We start from the raw sequence: 14,880 nt of genomic DNA on the forward strand, positions 1-14,880 counted from the left end.
TTTCTTCAAGCTCCAGGTTCCGTCATGAACACGCAAAACCAGTCGAAATATCTGCCTTATCTCGGATTTGGACTTGGCCTTCGCGTCGACCACTACGAAACCCTGCTCGATCATCCCGGCCAGGTGGAATGGCTCGAGATCATTTCGGAAAACTACATGGTGCACGGCGGGCGCCCGCTATCGTGGCTGGAGAAATTCCGCGAGCGTTTCCCGCTGGTCATGCACGGCGTTTCGCTATCGATCGGCAGCACCGATCCCCTGGACGAAGGCTATTTGCAGCGCTTGGCCGCGCTGGCGGACCGCGTGGAACCCCAATGGGTGTCCGATCACCTGTGCTGGACTGGCGCGCACGGTATCAATCTGCATGATCTCATGCCGCTGCCATATACCGAGGAGGCGCTGGACCATGTCGTCGAGCGCGTCAGTCGCGTCCAGGACGTCCTTGGCCGGCGCATCCTGCTGGAGAACGTGTCCAGCTACATCACCTACGCCGATTCGCAGCTGACCGAATGGGAATTCCTGGCCGCAGTGGCCGAACGAGCCGACTGCCTGTTGTTGCTGGACATCAACAACATTCATGTCAGCGCACATAATCATGGTTTCTCGCCGCTCGACTACCTCGACGGTATTCCGGCGCGGCGCGTGCAGCAGTTCCATCTTGCCGGGCACGAACATGGCGAGCAGTTGCTTATCGACACGCATGACGCGCCGATCGTCGATCCGGTATGGAAACTGTATGTGGAAGCAGTCCGTCGCTACGGCCGGGTATCGACGATGATCGAGCGCGACGACCACATTCCCCCGCTGGCCGAACTGCTCGAAGAACTCGACCGCGCACGGGAGCTGGCGCTTCCCCTGCTGAAGGAAGCCGCATGACTCTTCTGCGCGACATACAGCAGCAGGTATTGCACGCGATGCTGGCCGAACAGGCGCCGCCGCTGGAGATTCTGCGCGGCGACGAGCGCGCCGATGCCGCCACCCGCTTTGCGGTCTATCACCATGCTTATCGGGCTCGTCTGCTCGAAGCTCTCGCCATCGAGTATCCCGGCCTGGCCCTGATGGCTGGGCGCCGGTTCGAACGGCTGGGAGCAGGCTACCTCGAGGCGCATCCCTCCGGTCACTACAACATACGCTGGCATGGCGCCGGGCTGGCTGCCTTCCTCGACTATGGGCGCCCATGGCGGGATAAACCCGCGTTCGCGGATATGGCCAGGCTCGACTGGGCGATTTCCACAGTTTTCGATGCCGCGGACGAGCCGGTGATGGACCCGCAGGCTCTCGCCCAGCTGGCCCCGGAAGATTGGGCCAGGCTACTGCTGCATCCTCAATACCGCTTGCAGATACTGTCCACGTCTTACAACGTGGCGGCCTTCCGCAAAGCGGCCGACCTGGGCGAGCCCAAACCCAAATTGGTGCATTACAGCACGGCTCAGTCCGTGCTGATCTGGCGCCAGGAATGGACCGTACGCTACCGCACACTGGAGGACGATGAGCTGATCGTGCTGGAAGCCGCCATTGGCGGCGCGACATTTTCCGAACTATGCGACCGGTTGGGCCGTTTTCATGACGAATCCGCCGCGCCAGCGCGCATGGTGGCGATACTGCAGGGTTGGCTGGCCAGTCATCTGCTGCGGGCGCACACAGTCTGATGTCATATCCCCCTACATGACCCATCGATATCGAGTACTGTGATGTAACTTCGGAAGCTGCTTCCGCGAAGGCCTGTTATCGGAATGAAACCGGAGGGCCGTAGTGTGAACATAGGACACAACACACAGAAGGAACGCCGTGTGCATATCGAGCCCAACCCCCGCCTGTTAGTAGAAGGGGGGCCCGCTCCGATTCTTATCGAGCCAGCCCTTGAGTCACTACTGAACCAGTCGATGCTGCGCGTCGACGTTATCGCCGAGCTGCATCGCTGCGGCACCTGGTACGAAGACGAACCCCGTTACCACTGTGGACTGTTCCATCTGGTCGGAGCGGGACAGTGCAAGGTGGAAAGCCGTTCCCTGGAAGAAGCCATGACGCTCGACGCCGGCGATCTGGTGGTGCTGCCACATGGCGATGCTCACTCGCTTCGCGTCGACGGTCGAGCCGATCTGCGTGCCGATGACGTCACCAGCCTGATCTGCGGTGAATTGCACTTCTCGGGCAATTCCAACCATCCCCTCAATCACGCGTTGCCATCCTGCTTCGTCGTGCGTTCGAAAGAGGCTGGCCATACCTTTCGCCAGCTTTCGGAAATGATGGTGCATGTCGTCAATTCCGGCATGGTCGGACGCCAGGTTCTCTTGAACAAACTGGCCGACGCATTGTTTACCTTGGCCGTGTGCGATTACGCGCATCGCGCCGAAGATCGCCGTGGACTGTTCGCCGCCCTGGGCGATACGCGCATCTGCCGAGTGCTGCAGGCGGTGCATGAAAACCCCGGACATGCCTGGACGATGCAGAACATGGCATCGCTGGCCTGCATGTCGCGCTCGGCTTTCGCCGAACGTTTCACCCAGCTGATGAAGGTGCCTCCGATGCAGTACGTCACGCAGTGGCGCGTGACGATAGCCGAACAGATGCTGCGGGACAGACAGATGTCGGTGGCCGCCATCGCCCAGCAACTGGGATACAGCAGCGAGGCGGCTTTCCGCCGCCTCTTCAAGCGGGTCAGTGGCGTCAGCCCGGGCCGCATCCGATCCGAGAGCGACGAGGCACCTGCCGAGCCCGCTGATGTACCGGTCATACCCAACGTGTTGATCAACTGACCTCCCATCACGGAGCCCAGGCTTTGCGTCACTTTCTCTGCGTTGCGTCGATGTGCCTTGCGCTATCGTGCACTACGGCGCTTGCGGCACCCGTCGCATGTGCCGTAAAGGTCGGCTGGCAAGTACTGGGCAGCGGCGGGCCGGAGCTCAATGGGCGCGCACAGAGCGGCCATGTGCTATGGATCGACGGCAAGGCCCGCGCCGTGTTCGATGCAGGCAGCGGCACCGCGGTGAATTTCGGCAAGGCGCATGCACGCATCGAGGATCTCGATGTCATCGCGCTGACTCATCTGCATACCGATCACAGCGCCGACCTTCCCGCCTATATCAAGGCGTCGTTCTTCGGTGAACGCGACCGCGCGCTGCCCATTCTGGGACCGGCCGCAGGCCATGGCTTTCCTTCCGTAGAAACCTTTCTGCAAGCACTGTTCGCCGACGAACGCGCCGCTTACCCATACCTGGGTGGATTCATGCGCGATGGTGAGGCGAGTTACCGGATCAAACCCGAGACCTTGTCGCCGCGCGATGGCGACATCGCCGTCGTATTCAAGAACGAGCGCATGACGATACGCGCCACGCCGGTAAAGCACGGGCCAGTACCCGCGTTGGCTTACCGGGTGGATGTCGACGGCCATGCGGTGGTGTATCTGGGCGATACCGATGCGCGTGCGCCAGCCTTGGTAAAGCTGGCCGAGCATGCGGATCTGATGGTGGCGAACATGGCGATTCCCGAAGGCGGCGACGATCCGGTAGCCAACGCGCTGCATGCACCGCCGTCGCGCATTGCAGCGTTGGCCAAGCAGGCGGGTGTGCGTCGACTCCTGTTGTCGCACTGGATGGTGCGCTCAGAGCAGGCGATGCCGGCGATCCGACGGACGATCGCTTCGATCTTTTCGGGCGAAGTGCTCGTTGGATATGATGGGGAATGCGTGAGTTTGGATGCTTCGAAGGGTCACGACTTCAGCCGCGACCACTCCGCGATCGCGCCTCAACCCGGCGCCAGCAACGCATCCAGATCGCCCTGATCGAAGCTCAGCCGCTCGCGACTGCCGCCACCCTCGAGCACCGCCTCGGCCAGTTCCGCCTTGCGTGCCTTGAGCTCCTCGATACGCTCCTCGACGGTCCCGGCGGTAATCAACCGGAACACGAATACCGGTTTGTCCTGGCCGATGCGATGCGCACGGTCGGAGGCCTGCGCTTCGGCGGCGGGATTCCACCACGGGTCGTAATGAATCACCGTGTCGGCCGCGGTCAGGTTCAGGCCCACGCCGCCGGCCTTGAGCGACAGCAGGAACAGCGGCACTTCGCCTTCCTGGAATTGGCGCACCGGCTCGGCGCGATCGCGTGTCTCGCCGGTAAGGGTGACATAGCGAATGCGTCGGCGATCGAGTTCGACGGCAATCAGCTTGAGCATTTCGGTAAATTGCGAGAACAGCAGCACCTTGCGGCCTTCGGCGAGCAAGGCCGGCAGCATGTCCATCAGCAACTCGAACTTGGCCGAATCGCGCACGCCACGCGCAGCTTCAAGCTTCACCAGGCGCGGATCGCAGCAGACCTGGCGCAGCTTCAACAGGGCATCGAGCACGACAATGCCGCTATGGGCGATACCGCGCTGCGCGATGACTTCGCGCAGTTCGTCGGCCAGTGAAAGACGCAGACTTTCGTATAGCTCGCGCTGGCGGCCTTCGAGCACGACGCGGCGAGTGATTTCGGTTTTCGGCGGCAACTCGGAAGCCACCTGCGCCTTGGTCCGTCGCAGGATGAACGGCGCGAGGCGACGATTGAGACGATCCTGGCACTCGGTGTCGCGCTGCTTTTCGATCGGCACGCGATAGTGACGACGGAACGCACCCTCGTCGCCAAGCAGGCCAGGCACGGCCAGATCGATCTGCGACCACAGCTCGCCGAGATGGTTTTCCAGTGGCGTGCCGGTGAGGCAGACGCAGCGCGGCGCACGCAAGGTCAGCAAGGCACGGCGCGCCTGGGTGCGTGGATTCTTCACCTGCTGCGCTTCGTCCAGCACGATCAGCGAGAACGGCTGCTTGCGCAGCGTCACCACGTCGCGCGGCAGCAGGGCGTAGCTGGTCAGCACGATATCCTGTGCGCCCAGCTGCCCGAATTCGCCACCGCGCTGCGGGCCGTGCAGCGCCAATACGCGCAAGCCCGGCGCGAAGCGCGCGATTTCCGATTGCCAGTTGGGAATCAGGCTGGTCGGTACGATGATCAGCGCCGGCTGGTTCAACGTCCCCTGCTCTTTCAGTGCAAGCAGGTGGGTGATCAGCTGCAGCGTCTTGCCCAGGCCCATATCGTCGGCCAGCACACCACCAACGCCGGCTTCCGCCAGCGCGTTCAACCAACGCAGGCCTTCGCGTTGATAAGGGCGCAGCTCGACCGTGAGATCGGCGGGCACCGCATCGCTGGCACGTTCGGCGGCATCGCGCAGACGCGCCGTGAAGCCACGCAGTTGCTCCGGTGCCTGCAGCTCGCCGCCCGACGGCAACGCATCGACGATTTCTTCCAGACGCCCGGCCTGCACGCGCGGCAGATGCAGTTTTTTGCGCGGGCGCTCCAGATATTCGGCCAGTGGCGCAAGCAGGCCACGCAGCTCTTTCAGACGCACCGGCACGCGTCGACGTTCGTCGACCGGCGCGTACCAAACGGCGTCTTCGGGCTCATTCGGCGACGGGCTGAGATTCAACTGGTGCTCGGCCAGCGCCTGCGCCACCGCGGGCAGCAGGTTGTGCCGCTTGCCTTCCACCTCGATACCGATTTCCAGATCGAAGGCATGATCGTCGGCGTCTTCCACCGCATTGCCGTACCAGCGGACCGGCCCCTCCAGCACCTCGAACGGAAAGCTGGCGTTGTAGTCGAGCTGAAACCCCTCGCCCTCCAGCTTGGGCCGCAGCGCCAGCCAACGTGCCGGCGTGTTGACTTCGAGAGCGCCGGCATAGCCTTTGCCAGGGAACAGCCAGGCATCCTCGGGCAAGGTGTCGGCAAGGTCCCAGGGCAGCCCTTCGGTGTCGACGCCCGGTGTGAGGCCGGCGCGTTCGAGCTGTTCCATTGCCGAAAGCTCTTCGGCACGACGACGGGTGATCTCGACCAGATGACCGTTACGTACACGCCGCACCAGCGGCTCGCCGCCACGACCCGGCAGGCGTTCGCCGGCGTAATCGAAGGCAAGGCGCGCATAGGCCAGCGGCGGCGTACCTGCGGCCAGGCGGGCGTGCCGCGTCAATGCATGCAAGGTCAGCACCGGCTTGGGCGCGAGCTCCGACTTGCGTAACTCCCCGAACACCTGGGGTAGCGGCACGCGATGCGCGAGACGACTGTCCGGTAACGCGTCGCGCAGGTTCTGGCTGTATTCGTGCTTGAGCGGCGGGAGGTCGAGCCAATGGGTTTCTTCCGCATCGGCATCGAGGCGGCCAAGTTCGGCACGTTCGGCATCGAGATACCACAAGCCATTGATACGCAGCAGGCGCAAGTTGGTCGGCATGGCGGGCAGCAGTCGCTGGCTGCCGTCCTTTTCCATCTGCCAATGCCAGTTGAGCTGGTGCGACTTGCCGCGGGACAGGCGCAAACCAGCCAGCCCACCGAGGAAGCACGGCGAGGTATCGAGTATTTCGGCAAGCAGTACATCGCCGACATGGCCGGACAGCCGCGCGTAGCTGCGACTCTTGCGCAGGGTCTGCGGCAGGCCGAGCAAGGTGGCGGCAAGACGTTGTTCATGGGGCGCCAACGGTACGTGCGCCAGATGCTTGCTATCGAGCGGCGCGGGGCGTACGAAGCGCCCTTGCTCACCTACCGACAGCAGCGCCGGCGCGACTTCCAGATGCGCCCAAGCGGCACCTTCCTCGGCCATGACTTCCAGGAAAAAGCCAAGTACACCGGGTTCATGTGCCGGGGGCGGCACCGGTACGGCAAGCAGCTTGCTCCACACGCCGGGCAGCACGTCTTCGCTGTCTTCCAGCGCGGAGGTAGAGCGTAGCGGCTGTTCGTCCGATGGCTGCATTGCGACTCGCGATGGCGCCCAAAGGAACCGAGCTTAGCAAGCTCGCCGTGCGAATGTCCGCAATAAAATGGTGAAGCCGTTCGCGGCGTTCACTGTGAAGAGCGAAGCAGGCCGCCATGCAGCCTGAAAAGCGCATGGCGACCGGCTTTAAGGCTTCTCGAACAACGACTGCGGATATTCCGGCTTCTGTTCGCGCGCCATCAATGCCTTGAGACCTTCCACCGGCGTCACTTCGCCATGCAGCACGGCGTGCACGCCGCGGCTGATGGGAAGTTCGAGACCGTGCTTGTCGGCCAGGCGCACGACCTCATTGGCCGTCAGCACGCTTTCGACCACCTGACCGATCTCGCGCACCGCTTCGTCGATGGCCTTGCCGCGACCCAGGGCAAGGCCCAGGCGGCGGTTGCGCGAAAGATCGCCGGTACAAGTCAGCACCAGATCGCCCAGACCGGACAGGCCCATCAGCGTTTCCGGACGCGCACCCAGTGCCACGCCCAGGCGCAGCATCTCGTTCATGCCGCGGGTGATCAGGCCGGCACGTGCATTGAGGCCCAGTTCCATGCCATCGGCGACACCGGTGGCCACCGCGAGCACGTTCTTCATGGCGCCACCGAGCTCGGCACCAAGTACGTCGCTGCCCGAATAGGCGCGCAGGTTCGGCGCATGCAGCAGCGAGGCCACCTTGTGCGCGAACGCGTCGTCTTCCGAGTGCACCGTGACCGCGCTGGGCAGCCCGGCGGCCACTTCGCGGGCGAACGACGGCCCGGTAACGACTGCCGCCGAGCGGCCTGGCAATTTTTCGGCGACCAGCTCGTGCAGGAAGCGGCCGGTACCCGGCTCGAACCCCTTGGTCGCCCAGGTAATCGATGCGCCCGGTTCAAGCAACGGGGCGATCTCATCGAGCATCGCCGCGAACGCATGGCTGGGCACCACGATCAGGACCACATCGGCGCCACGCAATGCGCGCGCCAGATCGCTTTCGTAGGTCAGCTCGGCAGGCAGCTCCAGGTCGGGCAGATAGCGCGCGTTGCGATGCGTGGCGGCCATGGCCGCCAACGCATTGGCATCGCGCCCCCACAAGCGCGTGGGCACACCGTTTCGGGCAGCCAGCGCCGCCAGGGCGGTGCCCCAGGAGCCTGCGCCAAGAACGGCCAGTGTCGGTCGAACGGCCATGGCCCTTGGCTCAGCTGTTGAGCGTCGGAGCCTCGTCACCGCCGGTCATGCGGCGCTGCTGCTCGGCATACAACGCGTCGAAATTGATCGGCTGCAACAGGAAGGGCGGGAAGCCGCCTTCCAGCACCAGGCCGGAAATGACCTGACGCGCATAGGGGAACAGCAGGTTCGGGCAGTAGCTGCCGATGATGCCGGCATGGTCCGGCTCGCTGAAACCGGCAATGCCGAACAGACCGGCCTGCTCCACTTCGGCCAGATACGCCGTGCGATCGCCGACCGCACAGGTCAGGGTCAGGCTCAGGGTCACTTCGTACAGGTCGTTACCCAGCGAGGTGGCCTTGTGGCCCAGGTTGAGCTGCACCTGCGGCGGCTGGTCGGTCTCGCCGATCTCCTGGAAGATCTGCGGCGCATTGGGCGCCTCGAACGAAACATCCTTGACGTAGATCTTCTGCAGCACCAGCTGCGGCTGGTTGGCCTGGCCATTGGCCTGGCCGTTGGCGATAACGTCTGCCATCGGGTATCCCTCGGTTCGCGAATGCGGTTTAAGCAAAGAGGTCGATTGTTTCATAACGGCGGGGAACGGGGAACAGCACATGCCGCAGCCTGCAGGCCCAGGCGAACGCCCCGGGCGTCAGTAGGGAAACCCCGGGAACTTGCATACGGCCCTGATTTCCTGAGAGAATACACGGCTCGACTATGCCGGCCCGACTCTATCGGGCATGTCCGCTACGCGATGCGGGCCTTAACGGCAACCTCGAAAGCTTCAATCTCCAGCATCGCGGGCGCCGAGGCGCCGCTGGGCCGATGTCGCCCTGGCTAACGGGCGGTCAAAAATTTTACGGAGGTCATCATGGCCCGTGTATGCCAAGTCACCGGAAAGGGTGTGCAGACTGGTAACAACGTCTCGCACGCTAACAACAAGACCCGTCGCCGCTGGTTGCCCAACCTGCATGAGCGTCGCTTCTGGGTTGCCAGCGAAAACCGCTGGGTGAAACTGCGCGTCTCCAACCAGGCGCTGCGCACTATCGACAAGAAGGGCATCGAGGCCGTGATCGCCGACCTGCGTGCCCGCGGCGAAAAGGTCTGAGGAGATAAGTCATGGCTAATAGCAAGCAAGACAAGATCCGCTTGATCTCGTCGGCCGGTACCGGCCACTTCTACACCACGCAGAAGAACAAGAAGAACACGCCCGACAAATTCGAGTTCAAGAAGTACGACCCGGTTGTCCGTAAGCACGTGATCTACAAGGAAGGCAAGATCAAATAATTCGCCATCAGGCGAATTATTTGATCTCTTCGAAAACCCGCCCTTGTGGCGGGTTTTTTTATGGCCCTGTCATGCCTCATTGTGGGGCGGCTTCAGAGAATCTCTAAAAAACCTCTCCTATTCGTCATCCCGGCGCAGGCCGGGATCTATTCCTCGGTCCTCGCTTGTCAGACAGCCTTTGGCAAGCATCTGAGCTGAGGAATGGATTCCGGCCTGCGCCGGAATGACGACAAGGTGAGGCTAATTGAGTCTTCTGAAGCCGCTCCCACAGAAAAAACAACTCAAGGCGCAGCGGCCCCCTGCTTCGAAGGCACCGCCGCAGCGGGCTTGGCATTTTTCACATAACGATCGAACCAGGTCAGCATCTCGTAGACCTCCTGCTCGTTCGATTCCATCGCCGTATACCAGTGCGGCTCGTGCGGCAGCATCACCAGACGCGTCGTGCCACCCAGGCCGCGGATCGCCTGGAACAGCTTGGGCGACTGGATCGACTCCGTACCCGGATTGGCGTCGTCCATGCCATGCATGAGCAGCAGGGGCGTCTTGATCTGGTCGGCGTGGAAGAAGGCCGACGCCTGCTCGTACACCTTCGGCGCCTGCCAGAGCGAACGTCGCTCGTTCTGGAAACCGAACGGCGTGAGCGTCTTGTTGTAGCTGCCGCTGGTGGCCACACCCGCGCGAAACAGCTGCGTATGCGCTAACAGGTTGGCAGTCATCAGCGCGCCATGACTATGGCCCGTAACGCCGATGCGGTTGCGATCGACCACACCCAGCTCCACCGCCTTGTCCACCGCCGCCTGCGCATCCATCACCAGCTGATCGATGTAGGTGTCGTACGCCTCGCGCGGATCGCCCACGATCGGAAACGATGCGTTGTCGATGATCGCGTAGCCCGAGAGCAGCAACAGACGATAACCGCGCAGGATGTCGAACTTCTGTTGCGACCCGCTGACTTGGCCCGCCTTGCTCGGATCGGCGTAGTCCAGCGGATAGGCATAGAGCACGGCCGGCAGGCGGGTGCCTTCCTTGTAGCCCGGCGGCGTGTACAGGGTGAAGGACAGTTCAACGCCGTCCTTGCGCTTGTAGGTCACCAGACGCTTGCCGATGCCACGCACCTGCGGCGTCGGGTCGGCGATATGGGTAATCGCATCATTGGTGGAAGCGTAAGCGGCCTCACCCGGTTTGGCATCGCTCATCGCTGCGCCGAGTGCATGCATGAACAGATTCGGCGGCTCGGCCGGCGATTGTCGCGCCGTGATGAAACGCTGGCCACCATCAAGTACCGCGACAGGCGATTCATAATGATCGCCACCGCTGCGGAACAGACGCTCGGTGCGTCCGGTGGAGAGCGAATAGCGGTCGAGGAACGGACGGTCTCCCTGGGGCGTACCACCCGAGCCTACGAGATACACGAAATCGCCATCCTGTCTCACGACGCGCGCACCCGTGGGCAGCTGGCGCATCATCAGCGAGCCGGGTTCGTTGTAGTTCTCGTCCATCGAATAATCCCACACCGTGCGGGCAGGCTTGGACGGATCGGCAACATTGATGCGAGTGATGTGGATCCAACGCTTGTTCGCATCCACCTCGTACACGAAAGGCTCATCGCCGTCGGCCAGCCAGCGCATGCCGCTGAAACGCTGCGCGGTCTGCGCCACTTCCTTCGGCTTGCCGCTGAAGGGGGCGGTCCACATCATGACCTTGTCGCGATGCGGCACATTCACCTTCCAATCGCCCTGGTCCAGCGCCTCGGGCCAGATCAGCGTGGCCGGCGCGTTGTCGCGCCATTCGAAGTCGCGCGGACCGGTCGGAACGCCATGAACCGGCACACGATCGGCCAGCGGCAGCGAGGCGATGACGGCCGATTGTCCACTGCGAACGTCGACGACATTAACGTCACGCGCAAAACGTTCGTAGGTGGTGACGTAGGAGTATGGCTTCTTGAGCGTTTCGACCAGCACATGCTCGCCATCGGGCGCACCGGAAACGCCCGCGATCACACCGGGGCGACCCACAGGTCGAACCTGGCCGCTGGCTGCGTCGACGGTAGCAAGCTGCGCGGTCGCGTAGTAGTCGAACAGCGCTTCGTCTTCAGGGCTGGAGAGCGTATCGCGCGCTTCGTACGAACTGCTTTCACCCTTGCCTTCGATCGATTCCTTGATCTCGGGACCGGCAGCCACATCCGCCTTGGGAGCGGGTCCCAGGTTGGACGGCACCAACTTGACCAGCAACGAATCGCTGCTGTGCAGCCATTGCACCGCATCGTCCATGACCGGGTTGAGCGATACGCCTTCCACGCGGTGCGCCTGACCGGTCAGAGCGTCGCCCAGCCACAGCTCGGTGCGCTCACGGGTGGTATTGGTAAAGGCGAAACGGTGCCCATCGGGAGACCATTGCGGCAGCCCAGGGCAGGCATCGGCCGGCAACGCCACCGGGAGCTGCTTGTGACTGGCCACGTCCTCTACCGTGAAATGCTTCAGGCAGGTGCGAATGCCATAGCCGCTGGAGGCATCGTGCCGGCTGTGATTGGCCGGCTCGATGCGCAAGCCCGCCAGCTTCAGATACGGCTCGGCAACGCGCGCTATCGGCGGGTATTGCGACTGCTCGACCAGCAGCATGCGCTCGCGGGTCGGATCGAGCATGGGCACCGCCGGCAATGGCGCGTGCATCACGCCGAGCAGCGGCTCCGGCGGCTTGTCGTAGCCAGCCAGCGCCAGGGCGGGCAGGCAGGCAAGCACGCAGGCGGTGAGCAGAAATCCTTTGGGTAGGGCGGACGGCATCGTGCGGTCTCCTGTGGGCATTCCACTGACGTTACAACGCCTACCGGGGTACACCTCCCTGCCGTAAGTCATGCTTAGGCTCGAAGAGCACTGCACGCTTTCATTCACCGCACTCCGGCGCTCACAATGAGGGGCATGACACCCCTCTTTCCCACCCTCCTGGGTCCCGACGCCTGGCAAGCACTGCCGGCACCGGTGCAACGCATGCACGGCTCGCCTGTGCGTGTCGTCGCGGAGGGAGAAGCCGATATCGAGGGGGCATCGCACCTCGTCGCCAGACTGCTGCGTCGCCTGCTCGGCCTGCCCGAGCCCGCTCCACGCCAGAAGCTACGCGTTGTCATCACGCCGGACGGCATGCAGGAAACCTGGGCTCGCCATTTCGTTTCGCGGCGCATGCAATCCGTGTTGAGTCGGCGCGTAGGCTCCGGGCTGCTGTATGAGTGCCTTGGACCCACGACGCTTGGCTTCGTCCTGCGTCGCGATGGCGATGCGATCGACTGGTCGCTGCAGCACGTGTGGGCTTTCGGCATTCCCCTGCCGCGCGTCTGCTTCGGCAGCATCCTCTCGCGCAGCGGCTGCGCGGACGGCCGCTATGCGTTCACCGTCGACACGCGCCTGCCGCTGATCGGACAACTGGTCGCCTACCGCGGCTGGCTGGAGATCGTGCCCGATGCATGACGTACGCTCTATGCGTCGAGTTTCTCCAACTGCGTGGTCATGGCATAGCTAGATAGTGCAGCCAATGCTTCATCCAGCGTAAACAAGCCCATGCAGGGCACAGCACCCCGCTGCATCAGTTCGCCATCGGCAAGCTTGCGCGCCACCACTACCGCCGGTATCGCCGGAATCTGCGGGCCATCGCCGGCACCGGCGTGGATCGTCCAGCGCAGATGAAGCGGTTGGCCGTGGTGATCCACGCCACGCAGTTGTACCACCATGCCGCCTTCGTCGGAACCGGCGCGAAGAAACCATTCGCTCATACGGCGCAGCCGCGATGCGTGGCGTGGCAAGTTCTTCGCCAAGCCCATACGCGCCAGCCACGCGAACATCCAGAGGCCAAAATGCAGGCGATAGAGCTCCAGGCCGGCGCGGAAGGTCACCGAACGCACACCTTTGTAGCGTTCGGGAAAAAGCACATTGTCGGGCACATCGCAGATGCCGACGAAGCGCGATCCCGCCGACAGGAACGGCGCGCGCTTCGTCGATAACCAACCGTAGGCATACTGCCATTGGCCATTGCGCCAGATCGGCACGCGCCGGCCGCAGTAACCCAGGATCGAAGCCACCGTCGCGTCGCCACGCGGCGTGCGGTTACCCGGACTGATGGCATGCTCGATCTCGTCGAGCGAGGCAAATCGATCGCGCAAATGATCGATCGCCGCGGCACTCATGGCCGGCAGTGTCGATGCACCGCTCACGATCAAACGCCCAGCTTCACGCGCCCTTGCATCCAGCGCACCGATGCCGGCGACAAACTGACGACCATCGGCCAGATCGACATAGTCGCTGCCGCAGGCAAGACAGGCTTCGGCAACACGGTAGTCCTGTGACTGGAACGGCCCGGCGGAATGGATCACCAGCTGCGGCGATTGTGCCGCCAGGGCTGCCGGCAGATCGGACGCGTGCACATCGATCATCGCCGTGCGCACGGAGGCATCGCCGAGCTCGACGCGCATCGCGTCGAGCGCCTTGAGCGTTCGCCCGGCAAGGGTCAACTGGAAGCGCTCATCGTGCGCCAGCTGACGTGCAATACGCTGGCCGAATACGCCGGTAGCGCCGATCAATAGCACTCGAAGCAAGACGGATGACCCCTGTGGAAAATTCTTATGTCGCCTCGTGGCAACGCAATGATTGTTTGTTATTGAAATTGCAATTTCAACGGCAAACTCTATGATGCGCCGGAGAGGCTGACCCCAACTTACGATGGGTACTGTGCAGCCGTGGAGGCTTCGACCATGAAAGCATCCGTTTTTGTCGGCACCAGTCTCGATGGTTTTATCGCCCGCGTCGATGGGGCTCTCGATTTTCTCCCGCCGGGCGGCGGCGAACCGCACGGCTACGACGAGTTCATGGCGACGGTGGATGCCTTGGTCATCGGCCGCAATACCTACGAGACGGTACTGGCTTTTGATCCGTGGCCGTACGGGAAGAAACGCGTTTTCGTGCTCACTACCGGCACGCTTGCGGCCGCTCCACCGGGTGCGATCGTAGAGCCTATGTCGGGCGATCCCAACGACATCGTGTCGCAGCTTTCCAGTCGCGGCATCGGGCATATCTACGTGGATGGTGGCATCACCATTCAGCAGTTTCTCCAGGCCGGACTCATCCAGCGCCTTATCGTTACGCGTGTTCCGGTACTCATCGGTTCGGGCATCCCACTCTTTGGCCCGCTGCAACAGGACGTGGCGCTCAAACATGTCGCGACACGTCAGTACGCCAGCGGGCTGGTTCAGAGCGAGTACGACATCGCATGAGTCCATCATCCACGGGTTATTCGGGAACGCCTCTTGCGAAGAAGCTCGGCATCGTGGAGGGCAGTCGCGTCGTTACCCTGCACGCGCCCGACGGCTACACTCGCTGGCTCTCACCCATTCCATCGGATGTCGTGTTCGAAGGGAAAGTCACACCGCTGACCGATATCGTGCATGTTTTCAGCACCGGGAAAGCAGAACTGAAGGTGACGCTGGAAACCTTGCGAAACGCCATCAAGCCTTCCGGAACGGTGTGGGTATCCTGGCCCAAGAAAACATCGAAGCTGCCCACGGATATCACCGACAACACGATCCGCGAGGTGGCGCTTCCGCTCGGCTTCGTCGATATCAAAGTCTGCGCGGTAAGCGACGTGTGGTCAGGACTGAAGCTCGTCATTCGCAAGGAACAGCGATAAAAAAAGCCC

General features: G+C 62.8%; 14 protein-coding genes. 9 read left to right on the top strand and 5 right to left on the bottom strand.

The annotated features are described in order from the left end of the window. The first annotated feature begins 24 nt into the window (after nt 1–24). The 4 genes from QMG46_RS01305 (at nt 25) to QMG46_RS01320 (ending at nt 3,781) form a co-directional block, all read left to right on the top strand. Nucleotides 25–876 carry an MNIO family bufferin maturase gene (locus QMG46_RS01305; protein WP_281850627.1) on the top strand — a complete coding sequence of 284 codons (852 nt, stop codon included), beginning with the start codon at nt 25–27 and terminating at the stop codon, nt 874–876. Then, entirely contained in the window at nt 873–1,649 is a 777-nt protein-coding gene (locus QMG46_RS01310; protein WP_281850628.1) for an HvfC/BufC N-terminal domain-containing protein, read from the top strand. Before QMG46_RS01305 ends, QMG46_RS01310 begins: the two co-directional genes overlap by 4 nt. A 234-nt stretch (nt 1,650–1,883) precedes the next feature. Further along, nucleotides 1,884–2,756: a helix-turn-helix transcriptional regulator gene (locus QMG46_RS01315; RefSeq protein WP_281850629.1), complete on the top strand. Its 873-nt coding sequence runs from the start codon at nt 1,884–1,886 to the stop codon at nt 2,754–2,756. Nucleotides 2,757–2,779: 23 nt separating this feature from the next. Continuing rightward, complete coding sequence (locus QMG46_RS01320; protein ID WP_281850630.1) at nt 2,780–3,781, top strand: MBL fold metallo-hydrolase; 1,002 nt, start codon at nt 2,780–2,782, stop codon at nt 3,779–3,781. Here QMG46_RS01320 and QMG46_RS01325 read toward each other — a convergent pair. The 3 genes from QMG46_RS01325 to secB form a co-directional block, all read right to left on the bottom strand. Further along, on the bottom strand, nt 3,745–6,765 hold the full coding sequence (locus QMG46_RS01325) for a DEAD/DEAH box helicase (protein ID WP_281850632.1): 3,021 nt from the start codon (nt 6,763–6,765) through the stop codon (nt 3,745–3,747). The two genes, QMG46_RS01320 and QMG46_RS01325, sit on opposite strands and share 37 nt — an antisense overlap. A gap of 147 nt (nt 6,766–6,912) precedes the next feature. After that, the gene (locus QMG46_RS01330; RefSeq protein ID WP_281850633.1) at nt 6,913–7,938 is read right to left on the bottom strand and encodes an NAD(P)H-dependent glycerol-3-phosphate dehydrogenase; all 1,026 of its coding nucleotides are present in this window, start codon (nt 7,936–7,938) and stop codon (nt 6,913–6,915) included. Between the two features lie 10 nt (nt 7,939–7,948). After that, nucleotides 7,949–8,452: a protein-export chaperone SecB gene (gene secB, locus QMG46_RS01335; RefSeq protein WP_281850634.1), complete on the bottom strand. Its 504-nt coding sequence runs from the start codon at nt 8,450–8,452 to the stop codon at nt 7,949–7,951. Between the two features lie 336 nt (nt 8,453–8,788). Here secB and rpmB point away from each other — a divergent pair, with 336 nt between their 5' ends. Together rpmB and rpmG are read left to right on the top strand one after the other, a co-directional pair. Further along, nucleotides 8,789–9,025, top strand: coding sequence for a 50S ribosomal protein L28 (gene rpmB, locus QMG46_RS01340; protein WP_090449535.1), 237 nt, complete (start codon nt 8,789–8,791; stop codon nt 9,023–9,025). Between the two features lie 11 nt (nt 9,026–9,036). Continuing rightward, the gene (gene rpmG / locus QMG46_RS01345; RefSeq protein WP_126675274.1) at nt 9,037–9,204 is read left to right on the top strand and encodes a 50S ribosomal protein L33; all 168 of its coding nucleotides are present in this window, start codon (nt 9,037–9,039) and stop codon (nt 9,202–9,204) included. 281 nt (nt 9,205–9,485) lie between these two features. Here the strand turns inward: rpmG and QMG46_RS01350 are convergent, their stop codons facing one another. Further along, nucleotides 9,486–11,984, bottom strand: a complete 2,499-nt coding sequence (locus QMG46_RS01350; protein ID WP_281850636.1) for a S9 family peptidase — start codon at nt 11,982–11,984, stop codon at nt 9,486–9,488. 135 nt (nt 11,985–12,119) lie between these two features. Between QMG46_RS01350 and QMG46_RS01355 the strand changes: the two genes are divergently transcribed. Further along, nucleotides 12,120–12,662 carry a DUF4166 domain-containing protein gene (locus tag QMG46_RS01355; RefSeq protein ID WP_281850637.1) on the top strand — a complete coding sequence of 181 codons (543 nt, stop codon included), beginning with the start codon at nt 12,120–12,122 and terminating at the stop codon, nt 12,660–12,662. An 8-nt stretch (nt 12,663–12,670) separates the two neighbouring features. Here QMG46_RS01355 and QMG46_RS01360 read toward each other — a convergent pair whose 3' ends face one another. Then, the gene (locus QMG46_RS01360) at nt 12,671–13,774 is read right to left on the bottom strand and encodes a saccharopine dehydrogenase family protein (protein ID WP_281852788.1); all 1,104 of its coding nucleotides are present in this window, start codon (nt 13,772–13,774) and stop codon (nt 12,671–12,673) included. A gap of 165 nt (nt 13,775–13,939) precedes the next feature. On the opposite strand from QMG46_RS01360, the gene QMG46_RS01365 reads away from it, so the two are divergent. Both QMG46_RS01365 and QMG46_RS01370 read left to right on the top strand, forming a co-directional pair. Further along, nucleotides 13,940–14,458 (top strand): dihydrofolate reductase family protein, encoded by a 519-nt coding sequence (locus tag QMG46_RS01365; protein ID WP_281850639.1) that lies wholly within the window; start codon nt 13,940–13,942, stop codon nt 14,456–14,458. Continuing rightward, nucleotides 14,455–14,871 (top strand): DUF3052 domain-containing protein, encoded by a 417-nt coding sequence (locus tag QMG46_RS01370; RefSeq protein WP_281850640.1) that lies wholly within the window; start codon nt 14,455–14,457, stop codon nt 14,869–14,871. Before QMG46_RS01365 ends, QMG46_RS01370 begins: the two co-directional genes overlap by 4 nt. Nucleotides 14,872–14,880: the final 9 nt, after the last annotated feature.

The organism is Dyella sp. GSA-30 (genome assembly GCF_027924605.1).
Taxonomy (GTDB): Bacteria; Pseudomonadota; Gammaproteobacteria; order Xanthomonadales; family Rhodanobacteraceae; genus GSA-30.

Bases quoted from the DNA above. Each gene is read 5' to 3' on its own strand.
- QMG46_RS01315 (WP_281850629.1), top strand. From the start codon at position 1,884: ATGCTGCGCGTCGACGTTATCGCCGAGCTGCATCGCTGCGGCACCTGG.
- QMG46_RS01325 (WP_281850632.1), bottom strand. From the start codon at position 6,765: ATGCAGCCATCGGACGAACAGCCGCTACGCTCTACCTCCGCGCTGGAA.
- QMG46_RS01370 (WP_281850640.1), top strand. From the start codon at position 14,455: ATGAGTCCATCATCCACGGGTTATTCGGGAACGCCTCTTGCGAAGAAG.
- rpmG (WP_126675274.1), top strand. From the start codon at position 9,037: ATGGCTAATAGCAAGCAAGACAAGATCCGCTTGATCTCGTCGGCCGGT.
- QMG46_RS01330 (WP_281850633.1), bottom strand. From the start codon at position 7,938: ATGGCCGTTCGACCGACACTGGCCGTTCTTGGCGCAGGCTCCTGGGGC.
- QMG46_RS01365 (WP_281850639.1), top strand. From the start codon at position 13,940: ATGAAAGCATCCGTTTTTGTCGGCACCAGTCTCGATGGTTTTATCGCC.
- QMG46_RS01310 (WP_281850628.1), top strand. From the start codon at position 873: ATGACTCTTCTGCGCGACATACAGCAGCAGGTATTGCACGCGATGCTG.
- QMG46_RS01350 (WP_281850636.1), bottom strand. From the start codon at position 11,984: ATGCCGTCCGCCCTACCCAAAGGATTTCTGCTCACCGCCTGCGTGCTT.
- secB (WP_281850634.1), bottom strand. From the start codon at position 8,452: ATGGCAGACGTTATCGCCAACGGCCAGGCCAATGGCCAGGCCAACCAG.
- rpmB (WP_090449535.1), top strand. From the start codon at position 8,789: ATGGCCCGTGTATGCCAAGTCACCGGAAAGGGTGTGCAGACTGGTAAC.
- QMG46_RS01355 (WP_281850637.1), top strand. From the start codon at position 12,120: ATGACACCCCTCTTTCCCACCCTCCTGGGTCCCGACGCCTGGCAAGCA.
- QMG46_RS01305 (WP_281850627.1), top strand. From the start codon at position 25: ATGAACACGCAAAACCAGTCGAAATATCTGCCTTATCTCGGATTTGGA.